Source organism: Paenibacillus sp. WLX2291, assembly GCF_046603665.1.
GTDB lineage: Bacteria > Bacillota > Bacilli > Paenibacillales > Paenibacillaceae > Saccharibacillus.
In genome coordinates this window covers 2878407-2898167 of record NZ_CP176755.1, presented here as the reverse complement: position 1 = coordinate 2898167, position 19761 = coordinate 2878407, and the positions used below count along the sequence as shown (strand labels likewise).

The following is a 19761-nucleotide window of genomic DNA, read 5'->3' as shown; positions in this document are numbered from 1 at the left end:
GGGGTCATCACATTGAATCAACAGGATTGGATCGCACCGGAACGATACAATATCACGTCGGAAATGGAAAAACATAACCCTGCCAAGCTCGCATTGAAATGGCTGAATGAAGCTGGTGAGCAAGCAGAGATTACGTATGGCAATCTGCTAGAACAAGCGAATCAGCTCGCTAACGGTATGCAAGAGCTTGGATTGAAGCGCGGCGACAAGGTGCTGGTCATGGTACCAAGACAGATTATTGCCTATATTATCTATCTCGCTTGTCTGAAAAGTGGCATCGTCATCATTCCATCTTCCGAAATGCTACGCGCCAAAGATCTGGCGTATCGTTTGCATCATTCGCAAGCACGCGCCGTTATTGCCTGGTCAAGCGTAACGGCAGAAGTGGATAAGATCGACGATCATCTGCCGGAATGGGCTTGGAAAATCTCGGTTGCTGCGGATGATCGCGAATTACCCGCTAACTGGTTGGATCTGCGCGGATTGATGAATGAACAATCTGAGCAATTCACCGCCGTTGATACCCATCGTGACGATATGGCGATTTTGGCGTATACGTCCGGCACAACCGGCAATCCCAAAGGCGTTGTACACAGTCACGGCTGGGGCTATGCTCATCTGCGCATTACCCGCCCGTGGCTCGATATTCGTGAACAAGATACCGTCTGGGCAACCGCCGCACCGGGCTGGCAAAAATGGATCTGGAGTCCATTCCTATCCGTACTCGGCTGGGGTGCAACTGGGCTAGTATACAATGGACCATTTCAACCGCATAAATACTTGCAGCTATTGCAGCAGCATGGTGTCAACGTGCTATGCTGTACACCAACCGAATATCGTTTGATGGCAAAAACGGAAGGGCTGGGCAATTATGATCTGTCCGCGCTGCGCAGTGCTGTTTCCGCTGGTGAGCCGCTGAACGAAGAAGTCATTCATACGTTCCGTCGTCATTTTGATATTACGATTCGCGATGGCTACGGTCAGACCGAGAGCACGTTGCTGATCGGCAATCTGACGGGCGCGCCCGTGCGCCTTGGTGCGATGGGACAATCCATTTCGCCGGGACTTGTTGAGATTATTGATGAGCATGGTCAACCGCTGCCAGTTGGCGAAGTGGGCGATATTGCCGTACGTAATGATATGCCAGCATTGTTTCAAACGTATTACCTTGATCCACAGCGCAAGCAGCAAAGTGTAAATGGTGATTACTTTGTGACTGGCGACCGTGCACGTCGTGATGAAGAAGGGTATTTCTGGTTTGAAGGCCGTGGCGACGATATTATTATCAGCTCCGGTTATACGATTGGACCATTTGAAGTGGAAGAGGCGCTGATGAAGCATCAGGCGGTGAAGGAATGTGCAGCCGTTGCCAGCCCAGACGAGATTCGTGGTCATATTGTCAAAGCATTCATCGTACTGCGCGACGGAGTGGAAGGTTCACCCGAATTAATACGTGAGCTACAAAGCCATGTCAAAGAGTGGACAGCCCCTTACAAATATCCGCGTAAAATCGAATTTGTCAGCGATCTGCCCAAAACCAGCTCCGGCAAAATTCGCCGTGTCGAGCTGCGCGATCAGGAGCATAAACAGCAATAATTACTACGTTACAGATACGATTCAAAGCAAATATCAAGGTCAAGATCATGCGTGAAAAATGTAGTTGTTGATCATCATTGTCATCTGCATTCTGATGTATGGGAGAGCGTGGTTGAACGGTATAGTGCCGTCAGCCACGCTTTTTTGCATCCGAATTACTACCTATCAGCCCAAAATGATACAAATATCGACAAAAATATACTAATTAAGCCTATTAGATATAACTTTTTGAACGCTTCGTTTCGATATGTAAGATAGGACGCTTTTTGATTTCAGCTGGAGGGCGACAGTATGTATGTATTTGTGATTGCATTTTTTATCTCTTTTGTTCCTTTTGTAGCCCTTGGTCTTTTGGCATTGAAGATTCTGTGGCGACATCCGGATCATGCTTTACACCGGCTGACGATGTTGTTAATTAGTGCAATTGCGCTAATTTTTTTGTCGGATTTTTTAACCCAAGTGTTGGATCATCATATTGCCAGGCAGATCACGATTCGGGGAACGTACATTTTTAGCTTTGGCGCGATGGCATTGTTGATTTATTTTTTCACCAAATTGAGTCGGGTAACGTTACCCGGTTTTGTGCTGCATACAGCGGCGGCTATCCCCTTATGCGGCATTGTGCTGATGGAGTGTATACCATCTGTTTTCAGTATTACCGTTGCTCAGGGACGATATTGGCGGGTTGAAGTACAGAGCATTGGCTTTCAATATCTGGTCATAGTCATTTCCTGTTATACGATGATCTATTTACTACTAATTATGTGGTTTGGGTATCGTAAATTAAAGAGTAAACGTATCTATCAACATGAACAACGCATGATGCTTACCATTATCCGGGGGAGCTTCTATGCGGTTGTATGGTTGTTAACGAGCTTTGTCATTAGCGAGTGGTTGCGGGATAACCCGTATGTACCTATTGACAGTCTGCCTACATATGCTGGACTCATTCTGGCTTATACCCTACAACTGTCGATGAGTAAGCATCAATTTTTGATTGGGGAAGTGCAGCGTTATAAGCTGCTATTTACGCTGTCCACACATGGGATTGCATTGATTAATTCCCGTGGGATTGCGATTGAGATGAATCCTGCGTTTCGTACGATCATGGGCGTAGCTGCTGATCGGAACGATGTGAGTGTGCTTCAACTGTATCCAGAGGAGCAGCGTGAAGACATTATCAATATGCAAAAAAAGGGCTATAGCGAACGCCGAATGCCACAAGGAATACAATTACCCGTTATCAACTTCCTTGGAGATTCGCTAACGATTGAAGTGAATAGTGACTTTTTAGAAATCGAAGGCGAATTGTACTGCTATGCCATGATTCGCGATATTACCAAAGAGCAAAAGGATCAACAGCGACTGCTGGAGCTAGCATATACCGATTCGTTAACTGGGCTTGCCAACCGTTATCAATTCAGTCTGTATATTGAGCAGATGCTAAAACAATGCCGTGCAGATGGTACTCATCTGGCTGTGATGCAGATGGATGTCGATCATTTTAAATGGATTAACGATACGATGGGACATTCTGCTGGCGATCAATTGCTCGTTCATATTGCCGGTTTAATCCGTCGGCATATTCCAGAAACAAGTCTGGTTGCGCGTATGGGTGGCGACGAATTTGCACTGCTTTCCGTACTGACGTCAGATCAATTGCAGCAGGAAGCGACTGAGATCGCCAATCGTATTTTGTCAGGATTCCACCGAGAAGTGAATTTGAAGGAGAAATATTACGATGTATCCTGTAGCATTGGAATTTACATTTCCGAGAATGAACGGGATACACCGGAAATGCTGCTCAGTCATGCGGATATTGCGATGTATCATGCCAAGAAGCTAGGTCGTAATCAGTATCAAATCTTTAACGAGCAATTAAAAAATTCCGCGGAACGATTGATGCAGCTACAGCGCGGATTGGAAGCAGCACTGAAGTATAACGAGTTCTCGCTCGTCTATCAGCCTCAGGTTGATATCCGTACCGACCGTACTGTTGGGGTAGAAGCATTGCTCCGCTGGAACTCTGCTACGCTCGGCACGGTATCACCGCAGGAATTCATTCCAATTGCAGAACAGAACGGTCTGATTCGTCCGATCGGCGAATGGGTTATGAAAGAAGCGGCACGTCAGGCGGCGGCATGGGAGAGGGATGGTACAGGTAAGTTGAAAATGTCAGTCAACGTATCTGCCAGTCAACTCAATGATCCGCAATTTATTGTGAAAATGCGGCATGTACTGGAGCAAACTACGTTACCGCCGCAATTGTTTTGTTTGGAATTTACAGAGAGCGTGGCGATTCGTGAGAGCGAACACATTCATACTATATGTGAAAATGTTATTACCATGGGCAGTTCACTGTCAGTCGATGACTTCGGCACCGGGTATTCATCGCTGCGCACCGTCACCAGCATTCCATTTGAATGTATCAAAATCGACCGCTCGCTCGTGTTCGATATTGATCGTAATCCGCGCAATGAAGCGGTTGTACGCTCAGTACTAGAGCTGGCAGAGCAGCTTAATATGAGTGTGCTAGCGGAAGGCGTTGAGACGGTACGACAGGTTGAATTGCTGAAGCAACTTGGTTGTCATTATGTGCAAGGATATTATTATGCACGCCCGATGAGTGCAGATGAATTGCGTCAATGGCTCATCTCAGGTTGACAGTCGTTTCCAGCCAACTCCAAAGGAACAAAAACCTAACAATTTACGCCTGATCTTTCGATAATAAGTTAAGTGGTTTACCTTCTGTCTGGAGGAAAAAGCGTATGTACGTATTTTTGATGTCTTTGATTCTTTCATTTATTCCGTTTATACTGCTGGGATTTCTGGCTATTGAGATATTGCTTCGTCACCCGAATCATCCGTTACATCGGCTGACTATGGTGTTGATTGTTCTTCTCGCCTTGATTTTCTTGAGCGATTTTCTGACACAATCGTTAGAATTTCCGATTGCCAGTCAGATCAATCCGATCACAGCATATGTATTAAGTTTTACTGAACTCACGTTATTGATTTACTTTTTCACAATTTTAAGCCGCATCAAAATATCAGGAATCTTACTGCATATGGTAGCGGTAGTGCCTCTCAGCGGCATTGTTTTGATGTTCTTGGAACCGGATGTTTTCCATGTCAGTCTCATCCAAGGCGATTACTGGCGCGTGGAATTGCATAGTGTTAGTTTTGATACGATGTTTATGGTCATTGCTTGTTATTCATTAGCTTATTTGCTGATGACTATTATTTTTGGTTATCGCAAATTAAAGCTTAATCGTGCCTACTTACGTGAGCAGCAGATGATGCTGACGATGGTTCGCGGCGGGATTGTCGCTTCGATCTGGCTGATTGTTGCCTTTTTGCTGGGCAATGTGTTGCCCGAAAATCCAATCGTTCCGCTTAACAACCTGCCTTCGTATGCTGGATTGATCCTTGCCTGTACATTACGTGTTGCTATGAACAAGTATGAATTTCTGGCAGCGGCAGAGCAGCGGTACAAGCTAATCTTTTCCCTATCTAGTGGGGGGATCGCACTCGTTAATGCAGCCGGAATCGCTGTAGAGAGCAATCCGGCATTCCGCGAACTGGCGGGCGAAGACGATGAACAACGCGATATCGATATCTTTGAATTGTTTTCAGAAGACAGCAAAGTTCGATATATGTATTTGTTTGAGCAGGGCTTTTTGCAAAAGTCACTGCCGCAAAATATGCAGATTCAGATCATTAACCGCAAGGGTGTTCAGTATACGGTAGAAGTGAATAGTGATTTTCTGGAAATGGAAGGCGAAGTGCATTGCTACTTGCTCATTCGGGATATTACGCAACAGCAAAAAGACGAAGCGCGTCTGCTCGAGCTTGCCTATACCGATTCCCTAACTGGTCTTGCGAATCGATACCAATTCAACTTGCGTCTAGAAGAAGCCTTGGAACGCTCACGTATATACAATCATCGTGTAGTCGTCATGCAGATGGATCTGGATCATTTCAAATGGATTAATGATACGATGGGACATTCGGCAGGCGATCTGCTACTGATCAATGTGGCGCGACTGATTCGTCAGCATGCTCCGGAAAATAGTCTTGTGGCACGTATGGGCGGGGATGAATTTTCACTGCTCGTTGAGTTGCCAACCGATGAAGATCCGGATGCGCCTGCGGAGATGGCAAGCCATATTCTGCGCGGATTTGCCAAACAGATTGCATTGCGGGAAAAGTATTACCACGTATCATGCAGTATCGGCGTCTGTACCGCACCTCTGGATGGCGGCGACCCGGAAACTCTGTTACGCAATGCAGATACGGCGATGTATGCTGCCAAGCAAATGGGACGTAATCAGTATCAATTGTTTAACGAGACACTGAAAAGCACAGCGGAACAGTATCTGATGATGCAGCAAGGTTTGGAAACGGCGCTGGAAAATGAGGAGTTTTCGCTTGTTTATCAGCCGCAGGTGGATAGTGAGACAGGCAATATGATTGGTGCTGAAGCGTTGCTGCGCTGGCATTCTGCGGAATTAGGATTTGTCTCGCCACAGGACTTCATCCCGATTGCCGAGCAGAGCGGTATGATCCGATTGATCGGCGAATGGGTGATGCAGGAAGCAGCAGAACAGGCAGTGCGCTGGATGAATGAAGGGTACTTTACCGATATGCAGATGTCAGTTAACGTATCTGCCAGCCAATTGACTGATCCATATTTTGCCCACAAAGTAGAAACGGTACTGAAACAGACCGGCTTGCCTCCGCAGATGCTTTGTCTGGAATTTACGGAAAGTGCTGCAATCCGTGAAGATGAGCAGATTATGGCACTATGTAATGAGATTGTCAAAATGGGCGTAACGCTGGCTGTTGATGATTTTGGTACGGGGTATTCGTCGATGCGTACAGTGACCAGCTTCCCGTTTCATTTTATCAAAATCGATCGTTCCCTCGTATACGATATTGATCGCAATCCGCGGAACGAAGCGGTCGTACGCTCCGTACTGGAACTGGCTGAACAGCTCGGCATGAAGGTGCTTGCCGAAGGTGTAGAAACTCAGCAGCATGTGCATCAGTTGCTACAGCTCGGTTGTCATTATATTCAGGGGTATTATTATAGTCGACCGATGAAGACGGCAGATTTCAAGAAGTGGGTTGATGACCGGGCGCTGGAATTGAAGCGACTTGAGGTCGTCGAGGATATTCGGATTGCTGGGCAATAACGCTAGATACGAAAAGATTGTTCGGTCATAACCGGGCAGTCTTTTTTTGCATTTGTTTTGTTCATTTGTTGGCTTTCTAGTGAAGGCTCTTGGATTCCGATAGCTATCTGTGCTACGATAACTCCGTGTAAAGATAGACAGATCCGCCCCGGACGTACAGCGGCGGATCTACAGTCATACAGTCAAAGGGGGAACGGCATGACACTGCAACAGCTCCGCTATGCGATCGAGATTGCAAATTGCGGCTCGATGAACGAAGCCGCCAAGCGGTTATTTATTTCCCAGCCGAGCCTATCCAATGCGATCAAGGAATTGGAAAACGAGCTGGGCATTTCAATCTTCGACCGGACGAACCGGGGGATTAGCATTTCGGTAGAAGGGATGGAATTTCTCGGATATGCGCGCCAGATTATTGAGCAGGCGGAACTGATCGAGAACCGTTATCATGGCAGCAAGCGTAATCTGACTCACTTCTCCGTATCGACGCAACACTATGCGTTTGTCGCAGATGCATTTGTGAAATTGATGGATCAGAGTGACATTAGCGAGTATAATCTGCATCTACGCGAGACCCAAACATACAATATTATCGAGGATGTCAAAACATTGCGTAGCGATATCGGCATCTTGTATATTAACGAACGTAACTTCAAAGTCATGAACAAATTGTTCAGCGATGGCAATCTGATGTTTACACCGTTGTTTAATACAAGCCCACATATCTTCATCCGTGCCGGTCATCCGCTTGCGCAGAAAGAGTATGTCACGACTCAGGATGTGGCGAATTATCCGTATATTACGTTTGATCAAGGAGCGAACAATTCGCTTCATTTCTCGGAGGAGATGGTCAGCTTCTCGACGGTAGGCAAGAGCATCAAGGTGAATGACCGGGCGACGCTAGCCAATCTGCTGGCAGGGACAGACGGGTATACGATTGGTACGGGCATTCTCGTGTCACAGTTTAATTATGAGCAATTGATGTCGGTTCCATTACAGACGAATGAGGATTTTACAGTGGGCTGGATTGCGCATAAGGATCGTAAGCCGAGCGAGATTGCTTCGCGATATATTGATATTTTAAATGATCTGGTATCCAACAGTTATCTGAATATGAATCAATTTTTATTATAGGGGGAGCATATGCCAATTCCAATGACAGGTACGCGTCGAAATCATCCTCCATTCCGCTGTGATATTGTAGGCAGTTATCTGCGTCCAGAACAGCTGCGGGAGGCACGATTTCAATTTGAAAGTGGCGAGATGACGGCGGCTCAGTTGAAAGTGATCGAGGACGAGGAGATCGCGCTGCTGGTTGCCAAGCAAAAGGAAATGGGCTTGCAGACAGTGACAGATGGTGAATTCCGTCGTGGCTGGTGGCACTTGGACTTTTTTAGCGGGGTACAGGGGACAGAGAAGATCGGATTGCCGACGGCGGGGATCGATAATCGCAACCGGGCGGAGAGCTTCCGTATTGTGGATCGGATTTCCTTTGGCGATCATCACATGGTCGAGCATTTTCGTTATTTGCGGGATCTTGCGGGTGATCGGATGGCGAAGATGACGATTCCATCGCCCGCGCTCTTTCATTTTGTGGAAAGTTATAACGGCAATGATGTGTATAACGATCCAGAGGAGCTGAATCAGGATATTATCGCGGTGTATCGAGAAGCGATTCAGGCATTTTATGATGCTGGTTGTCGATACTTGCAACTGGATGATACGACATGGGGTACGCTGTGCAGCAGTCGTCACCGGATGCTGATTCGTAATCGCGGTCAAGACCCAGATCAGCTGGCGCGTGATTATGTGCGATTGATCAATGAAAGTATTGCTGGTCGTCCAGATGATATGGTGATTGCGCTGCACGTCTGTCGCGGTAATTTCCGTTCGACGTGGTTTGCAGCTGGTGGATATGAACCGGTAGCAGAGGAACTATTCGCCAATGCGGAAGTTGACGCCTTTTTTCTGGAATACGACAATGAACGATCAGGCGACTTCCAGCCGCTTCGCTATGTCAAAGACCAATATGTTGTGCTCGGATTGGTCACGACCAAGCATGGCGGATTGGAAAGTAAAGACGTGCTGAAGGAGCGAATCGCTGAAGCGACGCAGTATATTGATCTTGATAAACTGTGTCTGAGCACACAATGCGGCTTTGCTTCGACAGAGGAAGGCAATATGCTGACCGAGGAAGAACAGTGGAACAAAATCCGCTTAGTGCGCGAGACAGCAAACGAAGTTTGGAATGGCAATTCGGTATAAGCAGTAAGGTGATAAATCTACAACATTTGTGGGGATTTGCATTGTCTTTTTAAAGTTGTAGTCTCATTTGAATGATATGCTTGAATTGCCTCAGCTTATAATTTCACTGCTACATGTACATGATCCAGACTCTCGATTCATTCGGGAGTCTTTTTATTGTTTCTTTTTTTTTGTTGCTGCGCCAAACAACCACTATTGCCGCTATAGCCTGAAGCTAAACCGCTATAGTTTTAATTTATAATAGGTCATAGCTTTTTGAACTTATGCCGAAGCGCTACCTCCGTGCTATAGTAAATCCAACGCAAATGAGGGTAACGAGGAGGTAATATCATGAGTATCGTATTCAACAATGAGCAAGCCGTTCAACGCAAAAATGTTCCGTTTCGCAATGACATCGTAGGCAGTTTCCTGCGTCCGGCAAACCTGAAAGAAGCGCGCACGCAGTTTCAAAATAACGAAATTACCGCCGAGCAACTTCGCAGCATCGAAGATGAAGAAATCACCAAGCTGGTTCAAAAGCAAAAAGAAGTCGGTCTGAAAGCTGTAACCGATGGTGAATTCCGTCGCTCTTGGTGGCATCTCGATTTCTTCTGGGGCTTTGAAGGTGTAACGAAAAAAGTATTGGGCGAAGGCTATCTGTTCCATGGCGTAGAGACGCGCGCTGAAACGGCATACGCATCTGGCAAAATCAAATACGCCAATCACCCGCATCTTGATGATTTCAAATTCCTGAAACGTGTAGCTGGCGACGATGTAATTGCTCGTCAGACGATTCCTTCTCCAGCGCAGCTATTCTTGGAACTGAATCGCAATGAAGAGAACCGCGCTGAACTTGCGAAAGTGTATAGCGATAACAATGAACTGGTTGCCGACGTTGCCAAAGCGTATCGTGATGCGATTCTGGCATTTTATGAAGCAGGCTGCCGCAATTTGCAATTGGACGATTGCACATGGGGCATGCTGTGTGATACGAAATTTACCGAAGCGCAAGGCATTGATACAGCGGTTGTTGCCAAGCTGTATGCGCATCTGAATAACGAAGCAATCAAGGATCTGCCGGAAGATCTGACCATCACAATGCACGTATGTCGTGGTAACTTCAAGTCTACATGGGCAGGTAGCGGCGGCTATGAGCCGATTGCCGAAGTACTGTTCGGAACTGTAAATGTAGATGCATTCTATCTGGAATTTGATACTGATCGCGCGGGTGACTTCTCACCACTGCGGCATGTACCAGCCAACAAGCAAGTTGTACTCGGTCTGTTCAGTTCCAAAATCGGCGAGCTGGAAAATAAAGAAACGATCTTAAAGCGGATTGAAGAAGCGACCGAATTTCTGAACATTAACCAGATTTGCCTTAGCCCACAGTGCGGCTTTGCTTCCACCGAGGAAGGCAATATTCTCACCGAGCAGCAGCAATGGGACAAGCTACGATTTATCAAGGAAATTGCTGACGAAGTCTGGCATTCCTAACAGCGTAGCAATATGAGAAGGAGGATGTCTCTGTATACAGAGACATCCTATTTTCTTTTACATGCTGCAAAATATCCCACACTTCAAGTATCTCCAACGTAACCGCAACATAGGAATAAGCGAACTTTATGTATAAAATGATATAATTAACGTTTCAATATGGCTGATTATGGGGAAGCACTGTAATAGAAAAGCATACATGACCTGTCATTTCATCATTACCTATAATGGCTTGATATATAATGACCTGTGCATCCATGCTTACATTTTAAAGGAGGTTATTCCCATGGCTAAAATTGCAGTAGAAAAACCTTTTGATGACGTAAAAGAAGCACTTGTCGCGAAAGGACACCAGGTAGATCTGGTAGAAAGCGACCAGGAAGTAAAAGGTTACGATCTGGGCGTTGTGCGTGCAATTAACGATGGTGATAACGATCTGTACGATTTCCCGGTGATCAGCATTGATGGTCAATCCATTGATGAAGTGGTCAGCCGTGTTGAAGATCATCTGCAAAAGCTGCAATAAATGAACAGAGACTCATAACATCAACAGAATAACATCAAGAGAACAACAACCTAATGAGAAAAGCCGTATTTCCATACAAAGGAATGCGGCTTTTTATCTGTTATATGTATTCATTCTGTCTTGTGCTATTCCGTCGCGTATCCATCTAGTTGCAGTTCAATACAGTGTTCTAAGTATAAGTGAGCTTCGGCTCTGCACAAATTGCTTTTGTCTATGTCAATACGCTAAAGTAAAGTCAGGCAGTACCATTTCTATGTATCCGAGTTTACTATCATCCCATTCACACAATTTATAATTTGGAAAAAGGAGCTTGATCTTATGCCACTTGATCCGCAGGTACAAGAATTTCTCGATACATTTAACAAAATGCCGATTCCGCCACTGCATACGATTGATCCCAAATTAATCCGCAGCATGGAAGGGGAAATGGCAGAGCAGCGCCAGAGTACACCTGTTCATGAAGTAACTGATATACAGATGGAACTCGCTGATCGTACAATAAACGTTCGCAAATACACACCATATGAGCAGCCGATCCATCCAGCGATTGTCTTTTACCATGGAGGTGGCTGGGTATTGGGAAGTCTGGATTCCCACGATGAATTATGCCGCCGTTTGAGTGTGGCAGCCGGTGCCGTAGTTATCGCTGTTGAATATCGACTGGCACCGGAGAATCCGTATCCAGCAGCTGTGTGGGATGCGTATAATGCTCTATGTTATATTGCAGAACATGCAGCAGAGTGGGGAGTAGACAAGCAAGCCATCGCTGTTGCTGGTGATAGTGCAGGTGGGAATCTAGCTGCCGTCGTTTGCCTGATCGCCAAAGACAAGGGAGCACCGTCCATCAAAGGGCAACTACTCATCTATCCATCGACTGGCAAAGGGGAAAACACCGATTCTTACCGCGAGAATGGGCAAGGATATATGTTAACCGCAGAGACGATGACATGGTTCCGGCAAAGTTATTTTAGCAAGGGCGAAAATCAAGATCAGCCGTATGCTTCACCATTGCTGTATTCTGATCTAAGCGGATTGCCACCAGCGATCATCATTACTGCTCAATACGATCCTTTGCGAGATGATGGAGCACAATATGCCGATAGTCTACAACAAGCAGGCAATACAGTAGAGTATCAGAATGAAGAGGGGATGATTCACGGTTTCCTGTCCATGCTGCAATTCGATCGTTCCGGCGAAGTGCTGCAAGAGGCGGGGGAGAAGATTCGCCATATATTATTATCCTGAATTTCATACCATTGGACAAAATGAAATCCCCCACATCCTTGAATCAACAAGACTGTGGGGGTTTAATCGTTAACAGCAATATTCAATTTTAAACGTTCCTCCTATACATATACACAATCCACATGCCTGACATGGTTACTTTCGCCGTCCATGCTTGCCGATCGTCGATGCTCTGCAGTCGCAGACAATCGTTTAGCGATTGTTTACTTGATTGCCGCAGCCATTTTCTACTGGCCTGTTGGCAATTTATGTTATTCAATCCAAGATCGATTGAATAATGGGTCCGCACATTTCCCTATTCACCATCCATGTCGCTACATATGGGATGATTTCCAGCATACAACGTCTTCACGAAAAATGCTTTCGCGTGCACCTTTCAAGCGTGAAATACGCCTTAGTATGCATCGCTAACCTGCTTCATTGGAATCCTGCTCCCTTCCTAACAAGTTGTTGTAAGCTTGCTCGAAAATAGCATTTTCCTCTGTTCACAGCCTTTCTGAAGTTTGAGAAATACGTACTTCACATACTTGTACTTTCCTGAAATCGTACTGATTTATTACGAAACACGAAACGTATTCATAGGTGATGTCCCACATATCCACGATCTGCGAAAAATGTTTTCACGGACATTTCTCTATGTGCAGTCGATTATAATATGCTTCGCTAACGTTATTGCATCGGAATCCTGCTCCCTTCTCAGCAACTCATATCATTTGCTTGAAAACAGTTCATTCCTTACCTACTTTCTCAAATTCATGAATCAACGATACAACTTATCATGCACATTTTGCATCCCGCATACTCCAAAGTCACGAAAAATGCTGTCACTACACTTTTCTTACGTGAAGTTGTGCCAGTATGCTTCGCTAACCTTTTCCAACGGAATCCTGCTCCTTTCTTGCAAGTAGAATATGCTTGCTTGAAAAAGCTTCCTCTTACAGTCGTCAAATGGGATACGTGTTGTCTTCACATACCTTCAATCTGCGCAATATGGACGTTTTCACGGACGCCAGTTTGTTCTGCAGTCGAAACGGTATGTTCGCTAACCTACTCCATTGGACGTCTCTCCTTTCCTGAGGATAGGAATTGAGTGGATATCACCGCTAACAACGCCAGTGATGCTGTATGTTGAAGCGTTAATGTTGGTGATGTCTACATCATAAACCCCTCCTACTGAAATTGAAAGCGGTGTAAATTGCGTTAAATCAGTGTAAAATCCGGTTTGGAGCAAATACATCCCACTTACGTTAAAATCCATCTTTTTCCTTTTATTTCGTCCGTTTTTCGTGTATACGCATTTGTAAACGTTGTAAACAAATCCTATTTAAAATCTCAGTGTTAACCGAATGTAATATCTACGCAATCATCAAGCTTCGCTCTTGGATATTCATTCTGAATTGCCGTCTTAAAGTGGGCGAGATGTGGGTAATACAATAGTGAGCATACTTCTATGAGCGTAACATCAATGTATATCTAATTATGAGACGTGCAAAATACAGGTGAAGATGAAACGGAGGAGCATGGCATGAGAAACCCAATCAAAGAATTAAAAGGTATCAAAGATAGCATTAACGAGGTCAAGCAAACGATGGATGGTATCAAAGGTACACTTGATGATGTAAAAGGCGATGTAGATCAGGTGCAAAAGCGTCTGCAAAACACAATGGATCACGCCAAACAAACATCTGAAAAGGCTCAATCATCAACCCAGCAACTCAAGCAAAGTCTGCAAAAAGCCAATACAGGTATGACCCAGTCCAAGAAACATATCGCATCTACCAAAAAAGATATTCAACAAGGCGTTAGTATTGTTAAAGGTCTATTCGGCGTAGTAACGCAGCGTACACCTGCTGAAGAATCTGGCTATACAGCAACTGATCGTGCCGCCGATCAAGCCAGTGCTGGAGCACAGTTAATCGAAGGTGGACAATTGTATCAAGAAGGCACTGCCTTTTTCTTGAAAAAAGAAGAGCAGGTTATCGGTGAGATTACATACATTCCCGGTCCATTCAGCGATACATGGACATTAAACCATACGTATGTACATCCAGATTTCCGTGGTGGCAATATCGCTAAGGGTTTGCTGGATCAGGTCGTTAACGCTGCGCGCGCTGAAAATAAAAAAATTCTGCCTGCTTGTTCTTATGCCGCAGTCCAGTTCAAACGGGACAGCAGCTATAACGATGTGTGGTGGAAAGAATAAAAGCTTATTTACAAATGATACATCTACAAATGATAAGTCGGCATATTGTCACACATAGTAGAAACGGAAGGTGAATACATTGAAAAAAACAATTGCAGATGCAGTCGTAGAAACATTAGTAAACGCAGGCGTGAAACGCATATTCGGAATTACCGGCGATTCGCTCAATGCGATCATTGACGCGGTTCGCCGGTCAGGCAAGATTGAGTGGATTCATGTGCGGCATGAAGAGGTAGCCGCATTTGCTGCGGGTGCAGAGGCGGAGTTGAACGGTACGATTGCTGTGTGTGCAGGCAGCAGCGGTCCCGGCAATCTGCATCTGATCAATGGTCTATATGATTGTTATCGTAACCGAGTGCCTGTCTTGGCGATTGCTGCTCATATCCCAAGTGATGAGATTGGTAGCAGCTATTTCCAGGCAACGCATCCGGAAATGATATTCCAAGAATGCAGTGACTTTTGTGAAGCAATTATGACTGAGAAGCAGATGCCGCGTACTTTAACGATGGCGATTCAAACTGCGATTGCCAAATCGAGTGTGTCAGTCGTTATTTTACCAGGAGATATCGCTGGGTTGGAAGAAACAACACATCCAGTACCAGAGCAGGTGGCATATCCAACACGTCCTGTTATCGTGCCGAACGATGCGGACTTGCAAAAGCTGGCAACCTACCTCAATGAAGGCAAAAAAATCTCCTTATTATGCGGAGCTGGTTGCAAATTCTCTCATGCGGAATTGATGGAATTGTGTCAACGACTGCAAGCACCGATGATTGTAGCGCTACGTGGTAAGGAGCATTTGGAATACGATAATCCGTACTTTGTCGGTCTGACTGGATTGATCGGTTATTCGTCTGGTTATCATGCGATGATGGATTGCGATGTATTGCTGATGCTGGGAACGGACTTCCCGTATCGTCAATTTTATCCAGAGAAGGCGACTATTTTGCAGGTGGATATTGATCCTTCTCATCTGGGGCGCCGTACGACGCTTACCTATGGACTATGTGGCGATGTCAAAGAAACGGTGAATCGCCTCTTGCCACTACTCACTACTGAACATAATAGCAAGCATCTGGACAAGTCGCTGGATCGCTATCGCAAAGTGCGTGAGGAACTGGATGAGATGGCAGTGAAAGGGAATAACAGTAGCAAAGGATTGCATCCGCAATATTTGACCAAGGTTGTTAGCGATGCTGCTGCATCCAATGCAATCTTTACTGCGGATGTAGGAACACCAACGGTCTGGACAGCGCGTTATTTGGAAATGAGCGAGCAGCGCCGTTTGATCGGTTCCTTCAATCATGGTACGATGGCGAACGCTTTACCACAAGCGATTGGCTTGCAAGCGACGGAACGAGATCGCCAGATTATCTCCTTCTCTGGCGATGGCGGACTTAGTATGCTGATGGGTGATCTGATCACACTGAAGCAGCACAATTTGCCAGTCAAAGTCGTCGTTTTTAACAATAGTGCACTTAGCTTTGTTGAATTGGAAATGAAAGCGGGCGGTTATCTGGAATCTGGTACAGATCTGCATAGCACCGACTTTGCTGCGGTTGCCAATGCGCTCGGCATTCAGGGGATTCGAGTGGAAGATCCAGAGCAGTTGGAAGATGCGGTACAACGCGCACTGGCGCATGACGGTCCGGCACTGCTGGATGTAGTCGTGAATCGTCAGGAGTTGTCGATGCCGCCATCGATTACAGGTGCTCAAGTCAAGGGCTTCTCACTCTGGATGGCAAAAGCAATCATGAATGGACGCGGTGATGAGTTGATTGATCTTGCCAAATCCAATTTGTTTCGATAATAGGGCTAGCATACTATAACTAATATGATCCCAAAGATCGGTAATATAAGCTGATTATATGCCTATATTACTAAATGAAAGAATGAATAATCGTTTTCTAAAGCGATTGTTCATTCTTTTTTTATTTTTTATTTTAAATTAACGATTTTTCTTGAAAAAAATGTTACTATAGACCCATCATAATTCACGCAACAGGAATGATTGTCCTGGCTTTCGCATTCAAAGGATGAATACACATGAAAATCCCCTTTCTGACCAAGCGAGCGAAGTACGGAACGTACGATTATTTGGAATATTTGCAGTATACAACAGGGCATTTGATTACGTCCCAGCGTCAATTTTTCAAACTCAAACAGATCATGAAGCAACAACAGCTCGCTACGTTTTTTCAGCCGATTCTGAATTTGCAGGATGGCAGCTGTCTCGGTTATGAAGTGTTGAACCGTCCGCCATTCTGTCGGTTATTCCCACATACCGATGCATTTTACGATTATATTGGCGGTACGAATCAAGTATTTGCATTTGAGCAATTTTGCCGTGAGTTATCGTTTAAACGTTATCGTGAGGCGTTAGATTATTCACCGTTGGCTGCGCAGGGCGCCGTATTCATCAATGTTCATCCAGATGTGCTGGGCGATACGAATTATCGGAGCGGAGAGACGCTGCGTCATCTATTCCGTTACGGACTCAAGCCGGAGCAGATTGTATTTGAATTGACTGAAAAGCAGGCGGTGGAAGATTACGAAGCATTCGAAAACGTACTGTCCAATTACCGGGATCAGGGGTTTCGGATTGCTATCGATGATGCTGGATCGGGATATAATAGCCTCAAATCGATCGTCAGTCTGAAGCCAGAATTCATCAAACTGGACAAGTCGCTGGTGCGGCATGTCGATTCACGCCCTGATCAGCAGCGTGTCGTAAAATTACTGCAAGAATTCGCGCTGGAATCGGGTACGCATATTATTGCGGAAGGCATTGAGCGGACAGAGGAATTGCTGTTTTTACGTCATCATCACATTCAATTTGGGCAAGGCTATGCACTGGGTAAACCGGCAACATCACTCAAGTATCAATGGATTGCCGAATGGTGTACAGATGTATCCGGTCAATACGAAGCGTGAAAAAAAGGGATTGACGAATCGGGGAAGGATACAGTAATCTGTTCACTACATATTCCGGAACATGATCTATACGAGTATTGCAATGATCGGGCTCCTTGATCCATTCCACCGTTGTACAGAGAAGAAATCCACCGGCTGAAAGGTTTCTCCTATACGGTCAGATCAAGCCCTACCCCGTGAGCAAGCAGACCTTGACGTGTACTTTCCCGATGTCGTTAGTAAGTCATAAGGAGAGCTGTTGAGCGTGCTGCCGGTCGCCCCGTTATCGGCAAAAGAGGTTCATCATCGTCTGACGGCATGCAGCTGTACACGTCTAGCATGATGAATAAACAAGGGTGGTACCACGACGCATTCGTCCCTGACGGATGCGTCTTTTTGCGTTTTCTGTTGCAATTGCACAGATTCGAATTTGTTATTTTATCTTGAAGGAGTGATAGACGTGAAGCAGAGTCAATTGCTAGGACATACATTGCGTGAACATCCAGCTGACGCCGAAGTTGCCAGTCATCGTCTGCTATTGCGTGCTGGTTATATTCGTCAAGTTGCCGCTGGTATTTATACGCATCTACCATTGGCACAACTCGTACTGCAACGGGTAGAGCAGATTATTCGTGAAGAATTAAACAGAGCGGGATTGCAGGAACTGCATTTGCCTGTTCTACACCCTGCCGAATTGTGGCAAGAGTCAGGGCGGTACGATACGTATGGTAGCAAGCTTATGCGCTTTGCTGACCGACATGGACGCGACTTCGTACTAGGTCCGACACATGAAGAAGTCATTACTGATCTGATTCGTAATGAAATTCGTTCGTATCGGCAGTTGCCGCTTCGAGTGTATCAGATTCAGACCAAATTCCGCGATGAGAATCGTCCGCGCTTTGGTTTGCTGCGTGGACGCGAATTTACGATGAAAGATGCGTATTCATTTGATAGTAGCCGGGAAGCATTACGGGAATCGTACATGCTGATGTATGAGGCATATCACCGGATTTTTGAGCGATGTGGGTTGAACTTCCGTGCAGTGGAAGCAGATGCCGGCTCCATCGGCGGTGATGGATGGACACATGAATTTATGGCATTGACGGATGTGGGGGAGGATACTATTGCATCCTGCACGCATTGCCAATATGCAGCGAATATGGAAAAAGCCGAATATCGTCTAGCTGCTAACACAATCACAGATGCACACACCGAACATGACACTCAGGTAGACAGATTCCCAACGGACAACAAGGCAAACTCAAACCGAACACCATTCATCCCAGAGAAGATTCATACACCACACACAACAACGATCAGTCAACTGTCTGCCTTTCTGAATGTGAAAGCGTCCGCTATTATCAAAACGCTAGTATGTATTGCAGATGGACAACCGTTACTGGTCGTTGTACGCGGCGATCATGAGATCAATGAGATCAAGCTGCAACGTGCGGTACAGGCGGAACAATTGTCATTGGCAGATCACGATACAGTCGTTCATTTGACAGGTGTACCAGTCGGGTTCCTTGCACCTTATGCGCTGGAAGCATTAGAGCATAACAACTTGCGTCTATTGGTCGATCATGCGGTGTACGAGATGGAGGAGGCGATCTGTGGTGGCAACGAAGCAGATTACCATTATGCGCATATCGTACCATCCGTGCACCTGTCAGCGGCTGATTCGTATGATTTGCGTAACGTACAAGCAGGTGATCATTGTCCACGTTGCGCAGAGGGAACATTACAATTGGGCAAAGGCATTGAACTGGGACATGTATTTGAGCTTGGCACACGATATAGTGAAGTGATGCAGGCGCGTGTACATGATCAACACGGGGAGCAGCAGACCTTATTAATGGGCTGTTATGGCATCGGTGTATCTCGTCTATTGTCTGCTATTATTGAGCAGCATCATGATGAAGACGGAATACGCTGGCCAATTGCAGTAGCTCCATATGACGTGCATCTGATTCCGGTATCAGTAAAAGACGAACAGCAATATGACACTGCATTGCAGTTGTATGAGCAATTACGTCAGCATGGCGTAAGCGTACTCTTGGATGATCGTGACGAACGTGCTGGTGTGAAGTTCAAGGATGCTGATCTGATCGGCATACCTGTGCGCCTTGTTATCGGCAAAGGAATTACAAATGAGGAAGTGGAATGGATAGATCGTGCTACCCGTGAGCGCCGAAACGTGCAATGGAAGCATATTGTGAAAGAAGTAATATCCTTAAAAGGGAATAAATAAAACAAAAACCAGTCAATAACTTAGTCAATGGGAGCAGCTCACGTATACGCTTGCAAAAAAGTGAATAGATGGTATGATAATCCTGATTTTCAAT

At 45.6% G+C, this 19761-nt stretch carries 12 protein-coding genes; all 12 read left to right on the top strand.

Annotated elements, in window-relative coordinates:
* Window positions 1–63: 63 nt before the first annotated feature.
* A complete protein-coding gene (locus tag ACDE64_RS12320; protein WP_411350286.1) occupies window positions 64–1596 on the top strand; it encodes an acyl-CoA synthetase in 1533 nt (510 codons plus the stop codon).
* Between the two features lie 291 nt (window positions 1597–1887).
* Window positions 1888–4260, top strand: coding sequence for a putative bifunctional diguanylate cyclase/phosphodiesterase (locus tag ACDE64_RS12315; protein ID WP_411346952.1), 2373 nt, complete (start codon window positions 1888–1890; stop codon window positions 4258–4260).
* A gap of 104 nt (window positions 4261–4364) precedes the next feature.
* Complete coding sequence (locus tag ACDE64_RS12310; RefSeq protein WP_411346951.1) at window positions 4365–6794, top strand: putative bifunctional diguanylate cyclase/phosphodiesterase; 2430 nt, start codon at window positions 4365–4367, stop codon at window positions 6792–6794.
* Window positions 6795–6992: 198 nt separating this feature from the next.
* Window positions 6993–7925, top strand: a complete 933-nt coding sequence (locus ACDE64_RS12305; protein WP_411342495.1) for a LysR family transcriptional regulator — start codon at window positions 6993–6995, stop codon at window positions 7923–7925.
* Window positions 7926–7934: 9 nt separating this feature from the next.
* The gene (locus tag ACDE64_RS12300; RefSeq protein ID WP_411342494.1) at window positions 7935–9056 is read left to right on the top strand and encodes a 5-methyltetrahydropteroyltriglutamate--homocysteine S-methyltransferase; all 1122 of its coding nucleotides are present in this window, start codon (window positions 7935–7937) and stop codon (window positions 9054–9056) included.
* A 330-nt stretch (window positions 9057–9386) separates the two neighbouring features.
* Window positions 9387–10529, top strand: a complete 1143-nt coding sequence (locus tag ACDE64_RS12295) for a 5-methyltetrahydropteroyltriglutamate--homocysteine S-methyltransferase (protein ID WP_411346950.1) — start codon at window positions 9387–9389, stop codon at window positions 10527–10529.
* A gap of 286 nt (window positions 10530–10815) precedes the next feature.
* Entirely contained in the window at window positions 10816–11055 is a 240-nt protein-coding gene (locus ACDE64_RS12290) for a YkuS family protein (protein ID WP_411342492.1), read from the top strand.
* Between the two features lie 318 nt (window positions 11056–11373).
* Window positions 11374–12300: an alpha/beta hydrolase gene (locus tag ACDE64_RS12285; protein WP_411346949.1), complete on the top strand. Its 927-nt coding sequence runs from the start codon at window positions 11374–11376 to the stop codon at window positions 12298–12300.
* A gap of 1525 nt (window positions 12301–13825) precedes the next feature.
* Window positions 13826–14503 carry a GNAT family N-acetyltransferase gene (locus ACDE64_RS12280; protein WP_411346948.1) on the top strand — a complete coding sequence of 226 codons (678 nt, stop codon included), beginning with the start codon at window positions 13826–13828 and terminating at the stop codon, window positions 14501–14503.
* A 79-nt stretch (window positions 14504–14582) separates the two neighbouring features.
* Entirely contained in the window at window positions 14583–16313 is a 1731-nt protein-coding gene (gene poxB / locus ACDE64_RS12275; RefSeq protein ID WP_411346947.1) for a ubiquinone-dependent pyruvate dehydrogenase, read from the top strand.
* A 236-nt stretch (window positions 16314–16549) separates the two neighbouring features.
* Window positions 16550–17437: an EAL domain-containing protein gene (locus tag ACDE64_RS12270; RefSeq protein WP_411346946.1), complete on the top strand. Its 888-nt coding sequence runs from the start codon at window positions 16550–16552 to the stop codon at window positions 17435–17437.
* A gap of 439 nt (window positions 17438–17876) precedes the next feature.
* The gene (locus ACDE64_RS12265) at window positions 17877–19667 is read left to right on the top strand and encodes a proline--tRNA ligase (protein ID WP_411346945.1); all 1791 of its coding nucleotides are present in this window, start codon (window positions 17877–17879) and stop codon (window positions 19665–19667) included.
* Window positions 19668–19761: the final 94 nt, after the last annotated feature.

What these genes read in the sequence shown, in the direction of transcription:
- ACDE64_RS12300 (WP_411342494.1), top strand. Translation starts at nt 7,935, where the DNA reads ATGCCAATTCCAATGACAGGTACGCGTCGAAATCATCCTCCATTCCGC.
- ACDE64_RS12315 (WP_411346952.1), top strand. Translation starts at nt 1,888, where the DNA reads ATGTATGTATTTGTGATTGCATTTTTTATCTCTTTTGTTCCTTTTGTA.
- ACDE64_RS12310 (WP_411346951.1), top strand. Translation starts at nt 4,365, where the DNA reads ATGTACGTATTTTTGATGTCTTTGATTCTTTCATTTATTCCGTTTATA.
- ACDE64_RS12285 (WP_411346949.1), top strand. Translation starts at nt 11,374, where the DNA reads ATGCCACTTGATCCGCAGGTACAAGAATTTCTCGATACATTTAACAAA.
- ACDE64_RS12320 (WP_411350286.1), top strand. Translation starts at nt 64, where the DNA reads ATGGAAAAACATAACCCTGCCAAGCTCGCATTGAAATGGCTGAATGAA.
- ACDE64_RS12290 (WP_411342492.1), top strand. Translation starts at nt 10,816, where the DNA reads ATGGCTAAAATTGCAGTAGAAAAACCTTTTGATGACGTAAAAGAAGCA.
- ACDE64_RS12280 (WP_411346948.1), top strand. Translation starts at nt 13,826, where the DNA reads ATGAGAAACCCAATCAAAGAATTAAAAGGTATCAAAGATAGCATTAAC.
- ACDE64_RS12270 (WP_411346946.1), top strand. Translation starts at nt 16,550, where the DNA reads ATGAAAATCCCCTTTCTGACCAAGCGAGCGAAGTACGGAACGTACGAT.
- ACDE64_RS12295 (WP_411346950.1), top strand. Translation starts at nt 9,387, where the DNA reads ATGAGTATCGTATTCAACAATGAGCAAGCCGTTCAACGCAAAAATGTT.
- ACDE64_RS12305 (WP_411342495.1), top strand. Translation starts at nt 6,993, where the DNA reads ATGACACTGCAACAGCTCCGCTATGCGATCGAGATTGCAAATTGCGGC.